This window comes from Mixta sp. Marseille-Q2659, from assembly GCF_940807255.1.
Classification (GTDB): domain Bacteria; phylum Pseudomonadota; class Gammaproteobacteria; order Enterobacterales; family Enterobacteriaceae; genus Mixta.
Genome location: NZ_CALNWY010000047.1, coordinates 1 through 20,197, shown reverse-complemented (window position 1 = coordinate 20,197; position 20,197 = coordinate 1). Strand labels below are relative to the sequence as shown.

The following is a 20,197-nucleotide window of genomic DNA, read 5'->3' as shown; positions in this document are numbered from 1 at the left end:
AACTAATAAAACCGTTATTTTTATTATCGCGGGAGCATTAATTTTAAATTGAATAGTTAATTTTAAACCCAAAGGAATAATTAAAAAGTAGATAGCGTCAGATATAGGGAGGGCGTAACATAGCCGCGCCCGGCGCTGGAGGTTATTCACTCCCGCGCTGGCGGAAAATGAATAAACAAAAGCCCCAGGTAAACAATAGATTGTTTAACCATGGGGCCACAACAAGTCTTAACAACCTGATTGTTGCCCCTTAATCGCAGTTAATGCAAGGGGGCGTAATGCCGACGAAAGAGAGTACATTGTTTATCGTGTTCAGCCTGCTGCTGATCTGGTTTTTCCTGAATGGAGACCGATTAGCACAGGCCAGCATTGAGTTGATGTTCTTAAAACTAACGCTGGTATTTGCTCCACGTTAAGGGACAACGGGGGCGCAAGCCCCCTTACTTCAGGTCTGTTTGCGATGCGACTTCAGTCTACCGGGCAATTTTATATTAGTACGGCGGGCAGCCGCACTAAAGAGGCTGGCTGCCCGCCGTACCGAAGCACCGAAGCACCGAAGCACCGAAGCACCGAAGCACCGAAGCACCGAAAATAAAATGCTTTCTGGCGGAATGAAAGGAGATTTTTATGCGCTCAGCGGGTAGAATTATCCGCATTCGTTAATCAGGCTTTAAGAGTAAATACCGAGGCGGCATATGTTACTTAATAAATTAAAAACTTCCGAAGGGAAAAAGTTTCTTCTTTCGGTATTAATTGTTTTTTTAATTGCGCTGGCCATTCTTATTCGCGCAACCATCGGCGGCGTGATTGAAGAATATAATATGCCGCTCGCCGACTGGACAACGCAAATGTTTATTCTGCAAGGCGCGATGGTTATTGTTTACACCACGGTTATTACCATTATTTGTTCCCTGCCGCTGGCCTTCTATTTTCTTGGCGAAAAAGATAACCATTAATTCCCGTCACCGTCCGCACCTTTACTAACGGCTACCGATCGCCCAACGCGTCGGTAGTTGAGGTTTTTCCCTCATCAAAGCGGTAACACCTGCCGCAAACGCTTTTTTATAGTGATGCCAGTCGCAATGACCGGAGAACCGCTATGGCGTTACCACGCATTCAACTGGGCGTCAGCCCGCTAAGCTGGACTAACGATGTACTGCTCGATTTAGGCGATGATATTGCGGTCGAAACCTGCCTGCATGAGGCGGCAACGGCGGGCTATCAGGGCATTGAACTGGGACGTAAATTTCCCCGCACGCCGCAGGCCCTCGCGCCACTGCTGGAAAAGACGCAGCTGCGGCTGGCATCCGGCTGGCACAGCGGTTTTCTTGCCGAACGGTCGCTGGAGGATGAACTGGCGGCGGTGCGCGATCACGCCAGCCTGCTGCATAAGCTGGGCGCAAACGTCATGGTGTACGGCGAATGCGGCAAAATGCCGGGAGACGCGCCGCTGGATCAGCCCCTGTCACTCTCCCCTTCTTTGCAGTCTGTCGATCTGCCCGCCTACGCCAGCAGGCTGAACGCCTTTGCCGATATTTTGCTGCGCGACTATCAGCTACAGCTGGCCTATCACCCGCATTTGATGATGCTGGTTGAACGACAGGCGGAGCTGGACGCCTTTCTTGCCGCCACCAGCGACAATGTCGGGCTGGTGCTGGACAGCGGACACGCCTGCGCGGCGGGCGTCGATATGGCAAGCGTGCTGGACAACGCCGGTCACCGTATCCGGCATATTCATCTGAAAGATGTGCGTCCGGCGATCCTCGCCCGCACCGCGGCGGAAGATCTGAGCTTTAACCAGGCGGTACGCCTTGGCCTGTTCACCGTGCCGGGCGATGGCTGCATCGACTATGCGCCGCTGATTCATTTCATTCAACAAGGCAACTATCAGGGCTGGCTGATTGTGGAAGCGGAGCAGGATCCGGCGCTGGCGCCACCGCTGGCCACCGTCACGCGCGCGGCCCGTTGGGTACGCCAACATATTGTAACCAGCCCGGAGACCATCGCATGAAAAAGATCCTGAACGTTGGCCTGATCGGCTCAGGCTTTATGGGCCAGGCGCACGCCGACGCCTGGCGACGTGCTGCGTTGATCTACCCTGATCTCCCGGCGCGTCCCGTGTTATATGCGCTGGCCGATCAAAATCAGGCGCAGGCGGAAACCCATGCCCACCGCTTCGGCGCCGAAAAGGCTTACGGCGACTGGCACGAGTTGGTTAACGATCCGCAGGTGGATGTAGTGGATATTACCTCGCCGAATCATCTGCATTATGAGATGGCGCTGGCAGCGATTGCGGCGGGTAAGCACGTCTACTGCGAAAAGCCGCTGGCGGTTAACGCGCAGCAGGCGATGGAAATGACCGAGGCCGCCCAGCGTAAAGGCGTTAAAACCATGGTGGCATTTAACAATATCAAAACCCCGGCGGCGCTGCTGGCGAAACAGATTATCGAGCGTGGCGACATCGGCAGGCCGGTGCGCTTTCGCGGCACTTTCGATCAGGGTTTTTACAACGATCCGAATTTACCCTGGTCCTGGCGCTGTTCCAAAACCCTGGGCGGCAGCGGCGCGCTGGGTGATTTAGGCGCGCACACCCTTTCCGTGGCCCAATTTTTAATGGGTGGTATCAGCCAGGTGACCGCTAACGCGCAAACCTTCTTTCAACAGCGTCCGGTACCGCAAACCGACGCGGGCTACGCCAGCCGTGTGGAAGCCGATGCAGAGATGCGCGCCGTAGAAAATGACGATCAGGTGCAGTGCCTGGTTAACTTCGCCAGCGGCGCATCGGGCGTTATCGAAGCTTCGCGCATCGCCGCCGGACGCTTTTTTGGCGTCTACTGGGAGGTCTCCGGCACCGAAGGCACCATCTGTATGGACGGCGAGCGGTTTAACGAATTGCAGGTTTATCGTTTTAGCGACGACCGCCACGATCGCGGTTTTAAAACGCTCTATGCAGGCAGCCAGATCCCCTCTTACGCCGGTTTCTTTGGCTTTGATTTCGGCGGCGGCGGCCTCGGCTACTTCGATGTGAAAGTTATTGAAATTCACGATCTGGTGCAGGGCATATGCGGTAGCGGCGGCTGTTATCCAGACTTTGCTTTTGGTCTGGAGAATCAGCTGATCCTGAATGCTATTGAAGAATCAATGGCGACGTACTGCTGGGTCGATGTCCCGCCGGTACGCTTATTGCGTTAAATAAAAAAGGAGTTGTTATGTTCCCTTCCGCCTTACCCGTTCCGCGTCTGCCTGAGCGCAAAGCGATCCCGTCCCTGCGCTGGGGCATTATCGGTCCCGGCTGGATTGCCGACCATTTTGCCAACGCGCTGAAGCAGCACAGCGATCAGCAGCTGATAGCCGTTTGTGGCCGCCGCGCCGAAAAGGTGCGCGCCTTCGCTGAGCGCTGGGATATTGCCCATACATTTACCCAGGCAGAAGATTTGCTGAGCCTGCGCGATCTGGATGCGGTCTATATCGCCACGCCGCATAACCACCACTTTCCCGACGGGATGCAGGCGCTGCGCGCCGGTAAACACGTTTTGATCGAAAAGCCGCTGGCGCTCAACGCTGCCGAAGCCGCGGCGCTACAGGCCGCTGCGCGAGCAGCGGATCGGCTCTGTATGGAAGCGATGTGGTGCGATTTCACACCGAAATATGATGTTCTGCGCCAGCTGCTGGCCGACGGCGCGCTGGGCGATCTGCATACGCTGATTGCCGACCACGGCGAGTTTTTTACCGCCGAACACCGTATTTTTAACCCTGAGCTGGCGGGCGGGCCGATGCTCGATCTCGGCAGCTATCTGGTCGCCTTTAGCATCATGATCGGCGGCGCGCCGGAAACCATTATTGCGCGCGGCGAACCTGCGCCGGGCGGCGTGAACGGCCAGACCTCAATGCTCTTTACGCATGCTCAGGGCCTCCACTCGGTGCTGAATACCACCTTATTCAGTAATACGCCGGGGCGCGCGACGCTGGCCGGTCGTGACGCAACGCTGGTTCTTGACGGGCAGTTTTATGCGCCGGGCAACTTTACCCTGACATCAAGTCAGGGTAATCACGTGCTGCGCTGGGAGGAACCGGCTAACCGCTACAGCCAGCTGGCGCATGAGGCGGAACATTTTGCCTGGTGTATCGGCCAGGGGATGACGGATTCGCCGATTCGCTCGCTGGCGACCTCGCTGCTGACGCTGACAACCATGGATGAAGCGCGCCGTCAGATGGGCATTGTATTTAATGAGGAACGGCCACCGCGCACCGCCTGACGGCAAAGGATAGCGTTGCGGACTGGTGTTAATTTATCGGCAAAACGGCGGCGAAATTGACCGCCAGCGGCGATCAAATAGCGAAACAGAGGCCGGTAAATAGACGCATACTTTAATAAGGCAGCCTCGGCTGCCTTATTGCTTAGCGCCCGGCCAGCTGCTCGACCGGATAAAATTTTCGCTCTGCCAGCGAGCAGACCGCCGCTTCCGCAATCGCCTGCGCCTGCAGTCCGTCCAGCAGCCCCGGCAGATCGTCAACCGCTCTTCCCTGTATCAGGCCGACAAAGGCATCCAGATGCGCGTACCAACTCTCTTTGATGCGGCTAAACCAGTCCGGGTAAAGCCCTGGCTGGCTGATCCTGTCGCCCTGCCAGAGCGTTACGCCCGGCGGCGACTGGCTGGCAGATTCGGCAAGCCCGGCGGCGCCCATAACGCTAATCCGCTCGTCGTAGCCATAGCCGGTACGGCGCGTATTATCCAACTGCGCCAGCCCGCCCCGTTGCAGTTGCATAATCAGTACCGAGGTATCCACATCCTGTAGTTCGCGTAAAGCGGGCTGTGCCAGCGTGGCGCCCAACGCGCCGATCAGCGTCACCTCATCGCCGCTCAGCCAGCGCAGCAGATCGAAGAAATGGATCGCCTGATCACGCATCTGTCCGCCAGAGCTGCGTAAGTAATCAAGCGGCGGCATCGCTGACGAACGGCACACCATCTGAATCAGTTCCGGTTGCCCAACGGCGCCCTGCATAATCTGCTGCCTGAGCTGACGATGGCTGCGATCGAAGCGTCGGTTAAAGCCGACGGTGACCGGTACGCCCAGCGGCAATACCTTTTCCACCACCTGCCGCGCGCGCGTGAGCGACAGATCGATCGGCTTTTCACAATAGATCGCCTTACCCGCGCGCGCGGCGGCTTCCAGCAGTTGCGCATGGGAAGGCGTAGCGCTGGCAATCAGCACCGCATCAATATCGTCATGGCGGATCGCCTGTTCTACCGCCAGCGCCCGGCTGCCGTAACGCTGCGCTAAGCCCTGCGCCCGTGCGGGATCGAGATCGGCCACCAGCGTTAACGCGGTTTCCGGGTGCGCCGCCAGGTTAGCCGCATGGACCTGACCGATAAAACCGCAGCCAACCAGCGCAAATTTTACTTTTGCCATTTTCAACGCCCTCTTCCTTCGCTATTTTGTGAACAGATTGTTAAGTTAAACGCGCCGCCGTATAAGCTGAACGGTGAATTTGATGGGATTACCTCAACGGAGTGGGAAATGAAAAAAGTCACGCTTGCCGCGCTGGCGCAAAGGGCTGGCGTTGGGCTGGCAACGGTCGATCGGGTGCTGAATGAGCGCGGCGGCGTCTCGCCGGAAACCACGCGTAAGATATTGCAGGCGGCGCGCGATGCGGGCCTGAACCGCATTTTACCGGAAGAACATCGGCAACCGTGGCAGATAGAAGTGGTGCTGAGCGGCAACGACTCTTTCTTTTTTCGCCAACTGGCCAGCGACTTTGCTACCGTGGCAACCGGCCTCGGCTACCGGCGGCTAACGCTGCACCGCACGTTTATTCCTGAAGATCGCCCGGACAGGCTGGCGGCGCACATCATTAAATGCAGCAAACAGCGCGACGGGATGATCGTTTTCGCCCATGAGCATCCGGCCATTTTCGAGGCGCTGGCGCTGTGCAAAGCGCGCAAGGTGCCGGTCATTACGCTGGTAACCGATCTGCCCGGTGCGGAGCGGCTTTGTCACGTCGGCATTAATCAGCTACAGGCGGGCCGGACCGCAGGCCTGATGATGGGACGGATGCTGCATCAGGGCGGCGATGTGATCATGGTTAGCGGGCGCTTCGACTACAGCGCGCACCGGCAGCGGATTGAAGGGTTTCGCGATGTACTGCAGCAGCAGTTTCCGCATATTCGCCTGCGCGAGGTGCTGGCGGGTAACGAACAGCGCGACACCATCAGCAAACTGCTGGAAAAGCAGCTGGCACAGTCCTGTGCGATTGGGGGCCTGTACAATACCGGGCTCGGCAATACGCAAATCAGCGAAGCGCTGGCGCGTCATCGTATTTTGCAGCGCTGCATTTATATCACCCATGAACTCTACGCCACGACGCGCGATCTGCTGGCAAAAGGCGCGCTTTCGTTGACGCTCGATCAAAATACGCGCCGTCATGCGCAGCTGTCCGTTGAGCTGCTGCTGCGCCATCTCGACGGCGGCGAATCGCCGCAAACCTACGCCGACGGCAAGGTGGAGTTTATGCTCTATACCGAAGAGAACTATCGCTAAACGCCGCACCGCTCCGCCAGGAAAAGGCTAATAAAGTGGTTTATTCAGTAAAATCAGCGTGGCACGCGCTGCGTAAACAGCCTTTCTAACGTCTTCCTGTAACAAAACACCCGGCCTACCCAGCGGCATATTGTTATGATATAACATTAACGCCATTCAGCGACTTTACCTGTTGGCCCTGCTGAAAACGCATATTGGAACCTTTGGGAACGTTCAGGAGATAAAATGAAGAAGACGCTGTTAAGCGCCACCCTTTCGGTGGCGGCGCTGGCCTCAGCCAGCCTGCAGGCACATGAACTTTGGTTAAATGTGCCGCCGGTTAGCGCAGGCAACCCGTTACAGATTGAGATGGGATATGGAGAAAACTTTCCGCATGGCGAGCCGATTCCTGCCGCGCGCCAGGCCTTGTTCGCTCCGCTAAAAGCGATCGGCAGTGACAAAAAAACCACCGAATTCCCGATTAACAGCGAACAGTATCGCTTCAGTCAGAACAACCCCGTCAGCGGATCCTGGCTGGTGACGGCCACCTATAAACCGGCGTTTTGGTCGCTGAAGCCCGCAGGCGAGAAGTACCAGTGGCGCCAGAGCAACAAACAGCAGTGGCCGGGCAGCTACTGCATGGAAAGCACCATGAGCGCGAAAACAGCCAGCTATGTGGGCACGCCCGGCAATAATGAGGCGCTGACGCAGCCGACCGGCGTGCGACTGGAATTTGTCCCGGAAGTCGATCCCGCGACGCTGAAAACCGGCGATACGCTCAATATCACCGTGCTGGCCAATGGAAAACCGCTGGCTAATCATGAAGTGGGTATTGCCATGGTGGATTTATCGGCTCCGCGCGCTGCTGACACGCATCACCACCACCATCATCATCATCACAGCGCCGACACCAACCTGAGCCATCCGGCGCTGGCCCATACCTATGCCTATGAAAATGCTGCCATGAAGGATCATACCGACAGCAACGGCAAATTAAGCCTGCCGATTCTGAAGGCGGGCCAGTGGCTGCTGATGGCGGCTAACGATACGCCTTATGAAGATAAAGCGGTTTGCGATATTCATCTGGATCAAACCACCTTTGGCTTTTCCATCGCCGAATAACGCTATTTGTCATTCCGGCGCGCAACCCGCGCCGGTCTCTCTGATATTCTTCACTTCAACCAGCACCAGCGGATTTCTTTTCACTTTGCAGGCCTGCGTCCACGCAAGCTGGCAGACAGAGCAGTAATCATGCACCTCCGACTGATATTCATATTCAATGTAGCAACGAAACTTTTCGCCATAGGAGCTGAGCCGACAGAAACGGCGCGGTTCCAACAGCTCATCAAGCTGTAAAAATGTCAGGGCGGAAGGGTTATGAAACCCAACGCGAATGCGATAAGTAGTCATGCGCCAATTATTTTCTTAAAGCCCAACGCTGGCTAACGGGAAATGCAGCTTGCTGAGATAGCCAGAACTTAACCATGCAACCTTTGTCATTAAAAACATTAACTTTTTGTACAAATAAAAGTTAACTGTAGAATGCGTCATCTTTTCAATCTCAGTTTTGACGCGCCGGAATAGCTGGGAATCGTCTGTTAAAGCGCAGTGTGGAGAGAATGATGACGCTGAAGAAACTTATGTGGCTGATGGCAATTGCAGCGGGCTTTACGGCGGCGATTCATGTCTCCGACAGCCTGGTTGATATGCAAATAGCGCGCATGGCCGCTGAAGAATAACGCGCAGGTAACTGCTTCCCCCTTTTCGCCACTAAACATAAGCTGTGCTTTACTTAACGTCAGGCCCAACCAGCAAAGAACCTTATGAAAATTGGCGAAAAACTTTCCGGCGCTTTTGTTCTGCACTCTTCGCTGGGCAAAACAATGGCGATATTTATGCTGCTGTTGCTGACGGCGGTGCTGGTAATCAGCGCCTGGACGCTTGATAACTCCTGGCAACGCAAGCTGGAAGATACTGAGAGCAACGCGGTAAACTTGTCGGTTTCACAGGCGCGCCAGGCAGAAGATACTTTCTTACAGACGGAAATTACGCTGCGCGCCATTGAGCGTGAAATTCCCGAAGGCGGCCCCACCAGCGAGAATAAAGCGCGGCTGGACAAGGTGCTGGCGGAAATGAAAAACAGCCTGCCGCAGCTGAACGGCCTGTTTGTCTACGACGCCCAGGGCAACTGGATTGCCACCTCCGCAACGCATATTCCCGTCGGCATAAATAATTCAGATCGAGAATATTTCACTTATCATCGCCAGAATCGCCATACCGGAACCCATATCGGCCACGTCATCCGCAGCCGCACCACCGGCGAACTGGTGATCCCAATGTCGATCCGTCTGAATGATGCCGCTGGCGCTTTTGCCGGCGTGGCGCTGGCCACCGTGCGCGTTGATTCGTTTCGCCGCTTTTATAGCTATTTTGAAATGGGCGACGGCGATCTACTGGCGCTGCTGCTCGATGACGGAACGGCGCTGTACGTGCGTCCGTTACCGGATACCTTTATTAACCGCAGCCTTTCATCCAGTCCGCTGTTTACCACGCAGCTGGTGCAGGCGGATCGCGGAAAAGGCACCTGGAATTCCGCGCTGGATAATAAAGAGCGCATATTCGGCTATGCCCGTTCCGGTCAGTATCCGTTGATTGTCGCGGCAGGCATCGATAAATCCGCGCTCTGGTCGCAGTGGCTACGCGACAGCATGCCCGATTTAGTGCTTAACGCCACGCTGCTGATGATCATCTTAATGATCGGCACGGTTGTTCTCCGCCAGGTACGCACTAACGTGGAAAACCAGGTGGAGCTGACGGCCCTGCGTGATGAGCTGACCACCATCAATCAAAGCCTGCAGGCGCTGGCAATGCTGGATGGTCTGACCGGCCTGCCGAACCGACGACAGTTTGATGTCTTTTTGCTGCAGAGCCTTAAACGCTCTGCTGCCAGCGGCAGGCCGGTCGCCCTCATCATGATGGATATTGATTTTTTCAAACGCTACAACGATACCTACGGCCATGTTGCCGGTGATAACTGCCTGCGCCGCGTGGGCGAAGCGCTGAAAAATATGCCGCTTCGGCAAACGGATCTGATCGCACGTTACGGCGGTGAAGAATTTGCGATTGTCCTGCCGGACGCCTCGCTGGATGCGGCGCTGCGCATCGCGCAAAGCGCGGTAGAGGCCGTGCGTGAAACGGCCATCCCCCATGAAAGCACCAGCCTGGAAGAGCGGATAGTGACGCTCAGCGCAGGCTGTTTTGCGCTAACCGGTCATCATGTCACGCTGGATGCGCAGCATATTAAGGAAGGCGCGGACCTGGCGCTCTATCAGGCCAAGCACCAGGGACGCAACCGGGCGACGACAATAGACGCGGGCCCGCTTTAAATCATCGAATAGAGCAGCGCCGAAAGCGTGGCGATACCGCCGATCAAAATCGCCAGCGCTTTCCCCCCGCGCAGAAAAGCGAGCGCCGGTTTGTTATAGATAAGCCAGGCCGGGATCAGGAACAGAATAATTGCGATCAGCGGGCCGCAAAAGGCTTCAATCAGCGTAATCACATTGGGATCGGTGTACACGATCAGCGAGGTCACCAGATACATGGCGATAACCGCCGCTGCCCGGCTGATTTTACGGCTTCTGATGCTGCGGCAGTTAAACAGCCGGACGGTAAAATCGCTAAAGGTTTCGGTAACCGACAGCGAAACGCCCAGGAAGGATTTGGTCATGCCAACCATGGCAATAAAAGGCGCGACATAAAACAGCAAGCCTGCGTTATCCGGCGAAGAAATAATCGACAGTACGTTCAGATTTTTCTCTTTCGCTTCAGCAAAAGTATCGTGCGGCATACTTAATACGCAGCTGAAAACAAAAAAGATGATGCTGATAAATATCGCCAGATAAGCAATTTTAATTACCTGATAGGCGCGCGGCACATCGTCCTGTTCCTGATAATGCGCTGCCAGGGGTGAAATGATCGGCGCACAACAAAAGGAAAAGGTGATCAGCGGCAGCGTCAGCCAGATGTTTTTAAGGGTGGTGCCGGACGAGGTGGAGGGCAGCGCGTTCAGCGCGTCGGCCACATTTTCCCAGCGCCATTGCGGGATTTGCACGACGGCAATAGCGATAATCGCAATGGCAAATGGCAATGCCAGCGCGCTCATGGTGCTGACAACTTTATCGCGGCCTTTGCTCAGAAGGCCGAACAGCACAACCATGCAGATTAAAGTCAGCATGCCCTTGCTGACGCCAGCAAAATGCAGATGCTCGACTAAAAAGTTATCCAGCGCGTTAACCAGCGAAATGCCGTAAACCAGCATCACCGGATAGAAAGCGATACAGTAAAGCAGCGTCATTAATCGATCGCCGTGAGGGCCGAACCAGGTACCCAGCCCAGGCAAGCGTTGACGGTCTGGATCGCTCATATAGACCCGGCACAGCACCAGATGCGGCAGCAGCGAAAGCGGCAATCCCAACAGCAGCATAATAATGAATACGATTGGGCCACGCGTGCCGATTTCGATTGGCAGGAAAAGCGTCCCTGCTCCTACCGTGGTGCCATATAAACCTAATGTCCAGATAGTATCCTGAACCTTCCAACCCTGCTGTTTCATAAAAACCCACAAAATAAAAATCAGTAATGTAGTAACTTCTACAGGCAATGCGTCTCTGATTTGAGCTTTTCGTTAAGGCGTAGGCGGATGCAGGCAATCAACACCGCAACTACCGCAGGAAATAGCCAGGATAGAGAAACGTCTGAGAGCGGGATTTTATCAGAAAAAGGAAGGCCGAGGCCGAATGGTATAAGAACCGCATCGTTAAAGCTGAAAATAATACTGACCCAGACCGGTAAGGCGATCGCTTTTTCCGGTACGCGCAGCAGAGAAAGCACAATCAATGTGGTACAGGCTGGACAAATAACCGACAGCGCCGGAACGGAAAACGCAATCAACCGCGTCAGGCCGAAATTAGCCAGCAAAAATGAGCAAAATACCACCAGCACCAGCATCACCGGATATTTTACCTTCAGCATCTGACTAAACAGGCTGGCGGTGGATGAGGTTAAGCCAACGGCAGTGACGGTGCAGGCCAGATAAATCAGCACCGCCATAAAGAGGCTACCGGTCATGCCCATATTATCGACAATAAATATCCGCAGTATTTGTGCGCCATTATCGAAACCGGATAAATGCGCATATCCCGCGCCAATACGCATCAGGCTGAAATAGATAATGATTAAACCCATGGCAGCAATGCATACGGCAATACGCGTATATTTTTTTATAACGGCGGCCTCATTTATGCCCTTCTCTTTCAGGCTGTTAATGATAATAACGCCAAAGGTTAAGGCCGACAGCGTATCCATGGTGAGATAGCCGTTAATCATTCCCGTGGAGAAAGCGTTACCCGCTGCCGCACCGTGCTGGATCGCCGCGCTATCGACGTGAGAACGCACGGCATAGACCGCGAGACAGCCTAAACAGAGCAGCTTTAACGGCGCAAGAATATAGCCAATGGTTTTTAACAGGCGATGCGGATATAACCCCAACAGGCCAACGATAATAAAAAACAGAAAGGTATAAAGATAAAGCGAGTTCGGGTTATCGGGTACAAAATTTCTGAGCCCCATTTCATAAGAGACGGTTGCCGTACGCGGACTGGCGAAAAAAACGCCCAGAAAAAGATAAAAACTGGCCGCCAGCACAGTACCCCAAAATTTTCCCAGCGGCGCGCAAACCCGTAGCGGATCGCCGCCCTTATTCGCCAGTGCCAGCACCGCCAGCATCGGCAGCACGACGCCGGAAACAATAAATCCGCCGGAGGCAATCAGATAATTGCCACCGGTAAGCTTGCCGACATAGGGCGGATAGATAATATTCCCGGCACCTAAAAACAGCGCTAATGTCATAAACCCCAGCGCCAACGTATCCCAACGCGTCAGTATCTGCTTTCGCATATTAACCCATCTTCTATAGTTATTTATTGTTGGACTGATCGCGATAAAACCGCTATCGCCAGCAACAAGTTAAATTATTAGTTAACAGAGAAAGCTATTTGTTAAATACGAACAATAAAACACAACATTATTCAGCCATTTTCTCTCGCCATCTATATTAAATAATCCCCTCTATCTTAATTACTTTATATTGATAGCGATGTTAAGCAGTTTAAATATGATTATTTATTATATTTATTAGCTTGCTTATCTTTTTATCGGCGTAAAGCTGGCATGACAGCGAATAAATTTAACGATTTATTCATATCTGTGAAATATATATCAGGCGAGGTTCGTTTCGGAAAGAGGTAAAAAAACAGGTAATGACTCCAACTTACTGATAGTGTTTTATGTTCAGATAATGCCCGATGACCTTGTCATGCAGCTCCACCGATTTTGAGAACGACAGTGACTTCCGTCCCAGCCTTGCCAGATGTTGTCTCAGATTCAGGTTATGTCGCTCAATGCGCTGAGTGTAACGCTTGCTGATAACGTGCAGCTTTCCCTTCAGGCGTGATTCGTACAGCGGCCAGCCATCCGTCATCCATACCACGACCTCAAAGGCCGACAGCAGGCTCAGAAGACGCTCCAGTGTGGCCAGAGTGCGTTCACCGAAGACGTGCGCCACAACCGTCCTCCGTATCCTGTCATACGCGTAAAACAGCCAGCGCTGACGTGATTTAGCACCGACGTAGCCCCACTGTTCGTCCATTTCAGCGCAGACAATCACATCACTGCCCGGTTGTATGCGCGAGGTTACCGACTGCGGCCTGAGTTTTTTAAGTGACGTAAAACCGTGTTGAGGCCAACGCCCATAATGCGTGCACTGGCGCGACATCCGACGCCATTCATGGCCATATCAATGATTTTCTGGTGCGTACCGGGCTGAGAGGCGGTGTAAGTGAACTGTAGTTGCCATGTTTTACGGCAATGAGAGCAGAGATAGCGCTGATGTCCGGCAGTGCTTTTGCCGTTACGCACCACGCCTTCAGTAGCGGAGCAGGAAGGACATCTGATGGAAATGGAAGCCACGCAAGCACCTTAAAATCACCATCATACACTAAATCAGTAAGTTGGCAGCATTACCAAAAAACAGCGTAATAAAATGCCTGACAGAGAAGGCGAAATGGAACGGGCAGCAGGACTCGAACCCGCATCTTCAGCCGGTACGGCTGGTGTAATCGCCGCTTATACCACGCCCGTATTGAAGGTAATCAAGTAAAGCAGAAAAGGTTAATACGCTGAAATCTAGACATTTTTATACCACTGATGTTTAGCCGGCAACGCGGCGAAACAGGAGAAACGCGTCAGAGGAAGTTGGCAACAGGCGCAGACAGCGCCGTGGTGCGTTTTTTGAACGCTGGAGCGACAGGTAAAGATAAATTTATTACTGCCGCAGACCGGACAACAAAACCTGAGTGAAAGCATAATTGCTCCTGGAGACAATTTCCTCGGAAATTTCTGTAGAGACTTAAGACTACGCTTAACCCAGGCTTTAACAAGCACAAACGCAGATTTAAAGTGCATAGATTTGTATATTTATAAGTCAATGCGCACCCTGCCTGAGCGGAGCCGATCCTCTCGCTTTGCTCGTTTAGGATTAATCTTAATCGTTATTTTGTCTGCCTCCCTTCAATGGCAAACTGGCCATCTGCGTTTAGGCTGATAATTCTGACCATGGCCATCAGGAGGTGTTATGCCCTCTGTTCAACTGCACATCAAAGATCACCCGGAATATGCTTTTACCGGCAACTATTTTACCGAGCAGCCTGAAGGAGAAAACGCATCCCCACGCAGCCATTTTGAAATATTGAAGGCTACGCAGCCTGCCGAGGCTTTTGAAGATCTGAGCCAGGGCGATACCGTCACTTTTGTTTCCGCCAGCGGCCAGTCCGAGGAGATGCTGCTGGTTAACGAAACGCCGTCCCATATTATATTTATCTCACGCGACTAGCGCGGATTTGATGCCATTGGCATCTCGCTAAGGCCCTGTTGAACCCTCTTTCCGACATCAGGATGGGGGTAAAAGCAGGGCTTTTTTACGATGTGATGTTGCCGGCGGGCGCGATTTTTACTTGGTTATTAATGCTCTGGCGTCCGCGCCCTGCATACTGGATGCGGAGCGACCACTACTAAAACGCTGGAAACACGTCATTATCGGGCGTGCTGGATAGGCCTACCGGATCCGCAGCGGGGCGTATTCAGTAAAGAAGATGGTGAACAGATGATGGTTGCTGCAGGAAAACGGTTAAAACAGATATTTATAACAATAAATGACAGAACGGCCCGGCTTGTAGCCGGGCCAGCTGCTATCGGCACTGACCTGTTATACCGTCACGTCCATTTGGACAGACATCCGATGCGGGGATCAGTGAAGCCACGCCCCATGAACACCCCGTCAGCATTAAACAGACCACCAGCATTACGACTTTTCTCATAGCTCCCCTTCTGATGTGCCTGAGTCTCTGATGAGCTTGCGCACCTATTATAGGCGCTGTTTGCATTCCGGTAGCTGGGATCTTTATTCTGTCGCGTCCACCGTCGCGCTGCTCTTTGCCGTCCATACTGCAATCCGACGCTGCTTTTAATCAACTGCCAGATTTACTCAGGATAAATGCCGCTAAAAATCCGGCAACGGTAATCAATCCGGCAAAATTGTGGGTATTCTCAAAAGCTTCAGGGATCATGGTATCTACCAGCATGGCCAGAATCGCCCCGGCAGCGATGGCCGTGGTCGCGGCGACAATATCCGGCGAGAACCCCTGGAACAGCGTATAGCCAGCCAGCGCCGCCAGGCCGGAAGCAATAGCAATCGCGCCCCATACGCCGAAAATATACCCTGCTGTGCGCCCCGCTTTTTTCATGCCGGCTGCGCTGGATAGCCCTTCCGGTATGTTCGACAGGAAAATAGCAATCACCGCTACTACGCTGACCACCCCGCCATGCAGCATCGATAAGCCAATAACGATTGATTCCGGAATACCGTCCAGCAGCGCGCCAAGCGCAATGGCCGTTCCGCTACCTCCGCTCTCCTGTTCCGAAGGCTGTTTTCCATTAGAACGCTTACGATGTCGGGCGCCCCGCTTTGCCAGCACCCAGCCAGCCAGCGTATAAACAGCCGCCCCACCGATAAAACCCACTGCCGTGGAATCAAACCCGCCGGTTTTGTAAGCCTCATCCATAAGTTCAAAAGATAAGGCTGAGATCAGAACACCGCTGCCAAACGCCATGACCGCCGCAATCAGGCGCTGCGGCACGGCAATAAACCAGGCGATAGCGGCCCCTATAACCAGTGCAAAACCTGATATAAAGCCCCAAAAACCTGCCTGCGCCCATAACGGAATCGCTGCCATACGTATTTTCCCTTGCTTGATTAAATTTTTTCAGGCTTTAAGGATAGCGATGAATGCGCCGGATGAAGGTAAATGGTGCAGGGACGCTCGTATTTCTACGTTCGAAGCTAATAACGCAACAGCGATGAAGATATGAGCAAAATGGATAGGGGTCTTCTCAGATTACTGAGCAATGCGCACTGCATCCAGCGATATGAGACAAATACAGGCGCACAGAGGATAAATGCGTAAGCGGCGATAAGCGCAAATAAAAAAGTCAACATAAACTTAACAACTTATGTTGACTATATGTTACGACTCAGCGATTACATATTTTCGATTATCGCGTCGCCAAACTCTGAACATTTCAGCAGTTTAGCGCCTTCCATCAGACGTTCGAAGTCATAGGTCACGGTCTTGTTGGCGATAGCGCCTTCCATGCCTTTAACAATCAGGTCTGCGGCTTCGAACCACTGCATGTGGCGCAGCAGTATACTAGTAGAATTAAGTTAACTCCTTGAAATAAATATCGTTTAAAGCCAATTATGACCAAAAGTGAATCCAAAAAATGCTTATTTTGATACTAATAAATACAGTGAGTTAGATGAGTTTTGGGGAAAGAAAATTTGAGGTTTTTTATTGCTACCTACACTTTCTCCCTGCTTCCTTTTTGTTAAGCCACGATGGTTTTGTAAGCATCGTAGGGTCCTTCTGGGTGGCTGAAAAAAGATAATGCAGGGACGGTTCACTCTAACTTCTGCATCCTGTTCAAAGCTGTCTGTCGTTGTATCAACTGTCCGCTTGGTGCCAGAAGCGGACGTAACAGCTTTAAGTCACTTTGTCAGGGTTACCTTTAAAATGTTATGTTAATTTCACTGACATAACATGCCCTGAAGGAGCCTTAATGTTAACCGTGTGGGGTCGCAAAACATCGTCAAACGTTCAGGCGTTAATGTGGTGCATTGGAGAATTGCAGCTATCGTATGTCAGGCATGATGTGGGGCATAAGTTTAAAGGTACTGACACGGATTTTTTTTATTCCCTGAATCCCAACCGCACAGTACCGGTTATAAAGGATGGTTATGCGCATCCTTTATGGGAAACCGGTGCCATTCTACGCTACCTGGCGAACAGCTATGCTCCGGAAACCTTCTGGCCGCAGGATACGCAGAAAAAGGCAAACGTGGATCGATGGGCTGAATGGGCAAAAATTAACGTGGCGATGGCGTTCACTGCGCCTGTGTTCTGGCGGGTAGTCCGGACGCCGGAACGTGAGCGTGATGAGGAGGCCATTAAGCAAGCAATGGTAAGACTGGAAAACAGCCTTTCCATCGCAGAAGTGCAACTCGGCAAACACGATTTTCTGGCCGGGGAAGCATTTTCGCTGGCAGATATTCAGCTAGGACATATCCTGTACCGCTACTTTGATATAGACGTAATTCGACAGCCTTTCCAGAATTTACGCGCCTATTACGAGCGTCTGCGCTCGCGGCCGGCCTTTGAGGAGCATGTCGTTATATCTTATGAGGAGTTGCGGGTTTAGCTTGTTACCCGTAGCTCTATCCAGTCCGGTATGTAGTGGTCAACAAAAACTGGCCACCGCTTTAGAGTTTTTCCAGTATCGACTTTCCGGTTCATTTGGTGGTAACCCACCGTTATATTCATGCGGCCTGAGCGCGCTGTAATACCCAACGATATAGTCCGTTATTGCCCAGGCTGCATCGCTGAAGCTTGTGTAACCCGTCACCGGTACCCATTCGTTCTTCAGACTCCTGAAGAAGCGCTCCATTGGGCTATTATCCCAGCAGTTTCCACGCCGACTCATACTCTGCTTGATCCGATAACGCCACAGTACCTGCCGGAACTGTCTGCTTGTGTAATGGCTACCTTGATCACTATGGAACATCACTCCGGCTGGTTTTCCCCGGGCCTCCCATGCCATCTCCAGCGCTTTGATGGTCAGTCTGCTGTCCGGTGAGAACGACATTGCCCAGCCCACCGGTTTTCTCGCGAACAGGTCGGGAACAACGGAAAGGTAAGCCCAGCGCCTGCCTGTCCAGATATAGGTCACATCGCCACACCACACCTGATTCGGCTCTGTCACTGCAAACTGCCGCTCAGGGTGATTCGGGATAGCGATGTGTTCAGGACCACCGCGTTTATACCGATGGGTGGGCTGCCGACAACTGACCAGCCCCAGTTCTTTCATGAGTCTGCCAGCGAGCCATCGTCCCATCCTGAAGCCCTTCATGGTTGCCATAGTTGCGATACTCCTTGCGCCAGCAGAGCCATGGCTGACGCTATGAAGTTCCAGAACCTGGCTGCGTAATACAGCCCCTCTGCCATCTGGTTTTTCAGGACGGTTTTTCCAGTACTTGTAGCTGCTGCGATGAACCCCGAACACGTGGCAGAGTGTGACCACCAGATAATGCGCTCTGAGTTTCCCGATTATCGAGAACTGTTCAGGGAGTCTGACATCAGGAGCGCGGTAGCCTTTTTTAATATTTCGTTTTCCATTTCAATACGTTGTAGTTTTTTCCTCAGCTCACGTATTTCAATTTGTTCCGGAGTAATGGGAGAGGCTTTAGGTATTTTTCCCTGCCGCTCATCACGCAATTGTTTCACCCATCGCGTCATTGTGGAAAGGCCGACATCCATAGCGCTGGCTGCATCTGCCACGGCGTAGTTCTGGTCAACGACCAGTTGAGCGGATTCGCGTTTAAACTCTGCGCTGAAATTTCTTTTTTTCATTGAGGCACCTGTAATGTTCTGAGGTGAGCATATCACCTCTGTTCAGGTGGCCAAATTCAGTAAACCACTACACCCTTGAATGTATTTATTTGTCTTATCAGTCAAAATTACGGCGCAAGTCTGAGCATGGAAACGCCTGACAGCTGGAGATATGAAGCATAATTGCCTGACAGGATACTTTATTGCACCCTGTCAAAAGGCATACATTCTTTGCCGGTTTTTGCTTTCCCTTACCGGACAACTCTATTTAAGGTTTAAGAATAACTTTCGTCCATCCTTCATCCCGCTCATCGAAGTGTTTATATCCCGCAGGGGCCTCTTCAAGCGAAAGACGGTGTGAAATTATTTGGCCCGGGCTGGCTTTACCGTGATGGATAAGGCGGGAGAGCTGACGGTTATAGGCCTTGACGTTAGCCTGTCCTGTACGGATTGCCTGCCCTTTAAACCAGAAACTCCCAAAATCAAATGGCATCTTACCCTCTTTGGCAAGGTCAGATTCAGCGCCTGGATCCTGAGGAATAAAGACCCCAACCACACCAATTCCCCCCGTTGCTTTCGTCGAGGCAACAAGACTGTTCATAGTGACCGAATTGTCTTCATGACCATGTTTGTTACAGCACTGATAGCCGACACATTCGCAGCCACAATCGGTACCGCGGCCATCCGTCAGGTCGAGAATTTTTTGGACTGCTTCATCACCAATAGCATTGATGCCTGTAGCTCCCATTTTTTCTGCCAGAGCTAACCGGTCCTTATGCGTATCCACGACAAATACCTGTGAAGCGCCTTTAATGATCGCCGAATGAGCGGCCATCAAACCGACCGGTCCCGCGCCATAAATGGCCACGCTTTCACCAGGTTTCAAACCGGCAAGTTCTGTTGCATGCCAGCCGGTAGGAAAAATGTCCGAGAGCATCACATAGTCATCTTCTTTTTCTGCTGCGTCAGGGGGAAGAACAAGGCAGTTAAAGTCGGCAAAAGGTACCCGAAGCAGTTCCGCCTGACCGCCTTCCCAGGGCCCCATTTCAGCAAACCCGTAGGCTGCGCCCGCGGTACCCGGATTGGTGGTAAGACAAAAGCCGGTCAGACCTTTCTCACAGTTTTCGCAAAAACCACATCCCACATTAAACGGCAGGCAAACATAGTCACCCACCTTAATACGTTCAACGCCTGAGCCAATTTCTACCACTTCCCCCAGGTTCTCGTGCCCCAGAATACGCCCTTGCTCAAAGCTGGTCCGCCCCTCATACATATGCAGGTCCGATCCACAAATGTTGGTGGTGGTAATACGGACAAGGACATCCGTAGGGCGGACGATTTTTGCATCCGGTACATCTTTAACCCTGACATCATAAGGACCGTTGTAAATTACTGCTTTCATGATTTCTCCTTCTTGCATCCGGAAGCGAACTGCTGCCCGGCGGATTGGGTATCAATCAAGCTTAGCTGCCATGACAGGTATCGCAATCGATGGGAGGACGATCAGGATGTTTCTTACCTGAGTACCCAGGCATCTGTAAGACAGGCAGTTACCTTACAGATGCCTGGGTACTCAGGTAAGAAACATCCTGATCGTCCTCCCATCGATTGCGATACCTGTC

At 52.7% G+C, this 20,197-nt stretch carries 18 protein-coding genes, 1 tRNA gene and 1 pseudogene; 10 read left to right on the top strand and 10 right to left on the bottom strand.

Annotation, left to right across the window (positions count from 1 at the left end):
• The first annotated feature begins 278 nt into the window (after positions 1–278).
• From P3C52_RS19885 to P3C52_RS19865, 5 genes are all read left to right on the top strand, one after another.
• A complete protein-coding gene (locus tag P3C52_RS19885; protein ID WP_275556607.1) occupies positions 279–416 on the top strand; it encodes a hypothetical protein in 138 nt (45 codons plus the stop codon).
• Between the two features lie 279 nt (positions 417–695).
• Positions 696–956, top strand: coding sequence for a DUF2534 family protein (locus tag P3C52_RS19880; protein WP_275556606.1), 261 nt, complete (start codon positions 696–698; stop codon positions 954–956).
• A 143-nt stretch (positions 957–1,099) separates the two neighbouring features.
• Positions 1,100–2,011 carry a myo-inosose-2 dehydratase gene (gene iolE / locus P3C52_RS19875; RefSeq protein ID WP_275556605.1) on the top strand — a complete coding sequence of 304 codons (912 nt, stop codon included), beginning with the start codon at positions 1,100–1,102 and terminating at the stop codon, positions 2,009–2,011.
• Positions 2,008–3,192: a Gfo/Idh/MocA family oxidoreductase gene (locus tag P3C52_RS19870; protein ID WP_275556604.1), complete on the top strand. Its 1,185-nt coding sequence runs from the start codon at positions 2,008–2,010 to the stop codon at positions 3,190–3,192. Before iolE ends, P3C52_RS19870 begins: the two co-directional genes overlap by 4 nt.
• A gap of 17 nt (positions 3,193–3,209) precedes the next feature.
• Entirely contained in the window at positions 3,210–4,256 is a 1,047-nt protein-coding gene (locus P3C52_RS19865; RefSeq protein WP_275556603.1) for a Gfo/Idh/MocA family oxidoreductase, read from the top strand.
• 142 nt (positions 4,257–4,398) lie between these two features.
• On the opposite strand, the gene P3C52_RS19860 is transcribed toward P3C52_RS19865, so the two are convergent.
• Positions 4,399–5,412 carry a Gfo/Idh/MocA family oxidoreductase gene (locus P3C52_RS19860; protein WP_275556602.1) on the bottom strand — a complete coding sequence of 338 codons (1,014 nt, stop codon included), beginning with the start codon at positions 5,410–5,412 and terminating at the stop codon, positions 4,399–4,401.
• 108 nt (positions 5,413–5,520) lie between these two features.
• Here P3C52_RS19860 and P3C52_RS19855 point away from each other — a divergent pair, with 108 nt between their 5' ends.
• On the top strand, positions 5,521–6,540 hold the full coding sequence (locus P3C52_RS19855; RefSeq protein ID WP_275556601.1) for a LacI family DNA-binding transcriptional regulator: 1,020 nt from the start codon (positions 5,521–5,523) through the stop codon (positions 6,538–6,540).
• A 225-nt stretch (positions 6,541–6,765) separates the two neighbouring features.
• Entirely contained in the window at positions 6,766–7,641 is an 876-nt protein-coding gene (locus P3C52_RS19850; RefSeq protein ID WP_275556600.1) for a DUF4198 domain-containing protein, read from the top strand.
• 9 nt (positions 7,642–7,650) lie between these two features.
• Here the strand turns inward: P3C52_RS19850 and P3C52_RS19845 are convergent, their stop codons facing one another.
• The gene (locus tag P3C52_RS19845) at positions 7,651–7,929 is read right to left on the bottom strand and encodes a hypothetical protein (RefSeq protein ID WP_275556599.1); all 279 of its coding nucleotides are present in this window, start codon (positions 7,927–7,929) and stop codon (positions 7,651–7,653) included.
• Positions 7,930–8,342: 413 nt separating this feature from the next.
• Between P3C52_RS19845 and P3C52_RS19840 the strand changes: the two genes are divergently transcribed.
• Positions 8,343–9,905 carry a GGDEF domain-containing protein gene (locus P3C52_RS19840; RefSeq protein ID WP_275556598.1) on the top strand — a complete coding sequence of 521 codons (1,563 nt, stop codon included), beginning with the start codon at positions 8,343–8,345 and terminating at the stop codon, positions 9,903–9,905.
• Here P3C52_RS19840 and P3C52_RS19835 read toward each other — a convergent pair.
• The 4 genes from P3C52_RS19835 to P3C52_RS19820 all read right to left on the bottom strand — a co-directional run bounded on the left by P3C52_RS19835 (position 9,902) and on the right by P3C52_RS19820 (position 13,716).
• Complete coding sequence (locus tag P3C52_RS19835) at positions 9,902–11,131, bottom strand: AAA family ATPase (RefSeq protein ID WP_275556597.1); 1,230 nt, start codon at positions 11,129–11,131, stop codon at positions 9,902–9,904. The genes P3C52_RS19840 and P3C52_RS19835 overlap by 4 nt on opposite strands.
• A 38-nt stretch (positions 11,132–11,169) precedes the next feature.
• A complete protein-coding gene (gene brnQ / locus P3C52_RS19830) occupies positions 11,170–12,474 on the bottom strand; it encodes a branched-chain amino acid transport system II carrier protein (RefSeq protein WP_275556596.1) in 1,305 nt (434 codons plus the stop codon).
• A 373-nt stretch (positions 12,475–12,847) separates the two neighbouring features.
• Positions 12,848–13,545 (bottom strand): IS1 family transposase gene (locus tag P3C52_RS19825; RefSeq protein WP_094106546.1). Its coding sequence is split into 2 segments (ribosomal slippage): positions 12,848–13,296 and positions 13,296–13,545, totalling 699 coding nucleotides; the frame shifts between segments, so codons are not numbered across the junction.
• Between the two features lie 95 nt (positions 13,546–13,640).
• Positions 13,641–13,716, bottom strand: a tRNA-Val gene (locus P3C52_RS19820).
• 493 nt (positions 13,717–14,209) lie between these two features.
• Between P3C52_RS19820 and P3C52_RS19815 the strand changes: the two genes are divergently transcribed.
• On the top strand, positions 14,210–14,467 hold the full coding sequence (locus P3C52_RS19815; protein WP_275556595.1) for a hypothetical protein: 258 nt from the start codon (positions 14,210–14,212) through the stop codon (positions 14,465–14,467).
• Positions 14,468–15,101: 634 nt separating this feature from the next.
• Here P3C52_RS19815 and P3C52_RS19810 read toward each other — a convergent pair.
• Together P3C52_RS19810 and P3C52_RS19805 are read right to left on the bottom strand one after the other, a co-directional pair.
• Complete coding sequence (locus P3C52_RS19810; protein WP_275556593.1) at positions 15,102–15,866, bottom strand: hypothetical protein; 765 nt, start codon at positions 15,864–15,866, stop codon at positions 15,102–15,104.
• Between the two features lie 305 nt (positions 15,867–16,171).
• Positions 16,172–16,339 (bottom strand): annotated as a pseudogene (locus P3C52_RS19805) (NADP-dependent isocitrate dehydrogenase); the annotation flags it as partial.
• A 410-nt stretch (positions 16,340–16,749) separates the two neighbouring features.
• Between P3C52_RS19805 and P3C52_RS19800 the strand changes: the two are divergent.
• A complete protein-coding gene (locus P3C52_RS19800) occupies positions 16,750–17,388 on the top strand; it encodes a glutathione S-transferase family protein (RefSeq protein ID WP_275556592.1) in 639 nt (212 codons plus the stop codon).
• Between the two features lie 39 nt (positions 17,389–17,427).
• Here the strand turns inward: P3C52_RS19800 and P3C52_RS19795 are convergent.
• Together P3C52_RS19795 and P3C52_RS19790 are read right to left on the bottom strand one after the other, a co-directional pair.
• Positions 17,428–18,596, bottom strand: a protein-coding gene (locus P3C52_RS19795) for an IS3 family transposase (RefSeq protein WP_275556591.1) whose coding sequence is annotated in 2 segments (ribosomal slippage) — positions 17,428–18,347 and positions 18,347–18,596 — 1,170 coding nt in all. Because the reading frame shifts where the segments join, the coding sequence is not laid out codon by codon here.
• A 247-nt stretch (positions 18,597–18,843) separates the two neighbouring features.
• On the bottom strand, positions 18,844–19,977 hold the full coding sequence (locus P3C52_RS19790) for a glutathione-independent formaldehyde dehydrogenase (RefSeq protein ID WP_275556590.1): 1,134 nt from the start codon (positions 19,975–19,977) through the stop codon (positions 18,844–18,846).
• Between the last annotated feature and the right edge of the window lie 220 nt (positions 19,978–20,197).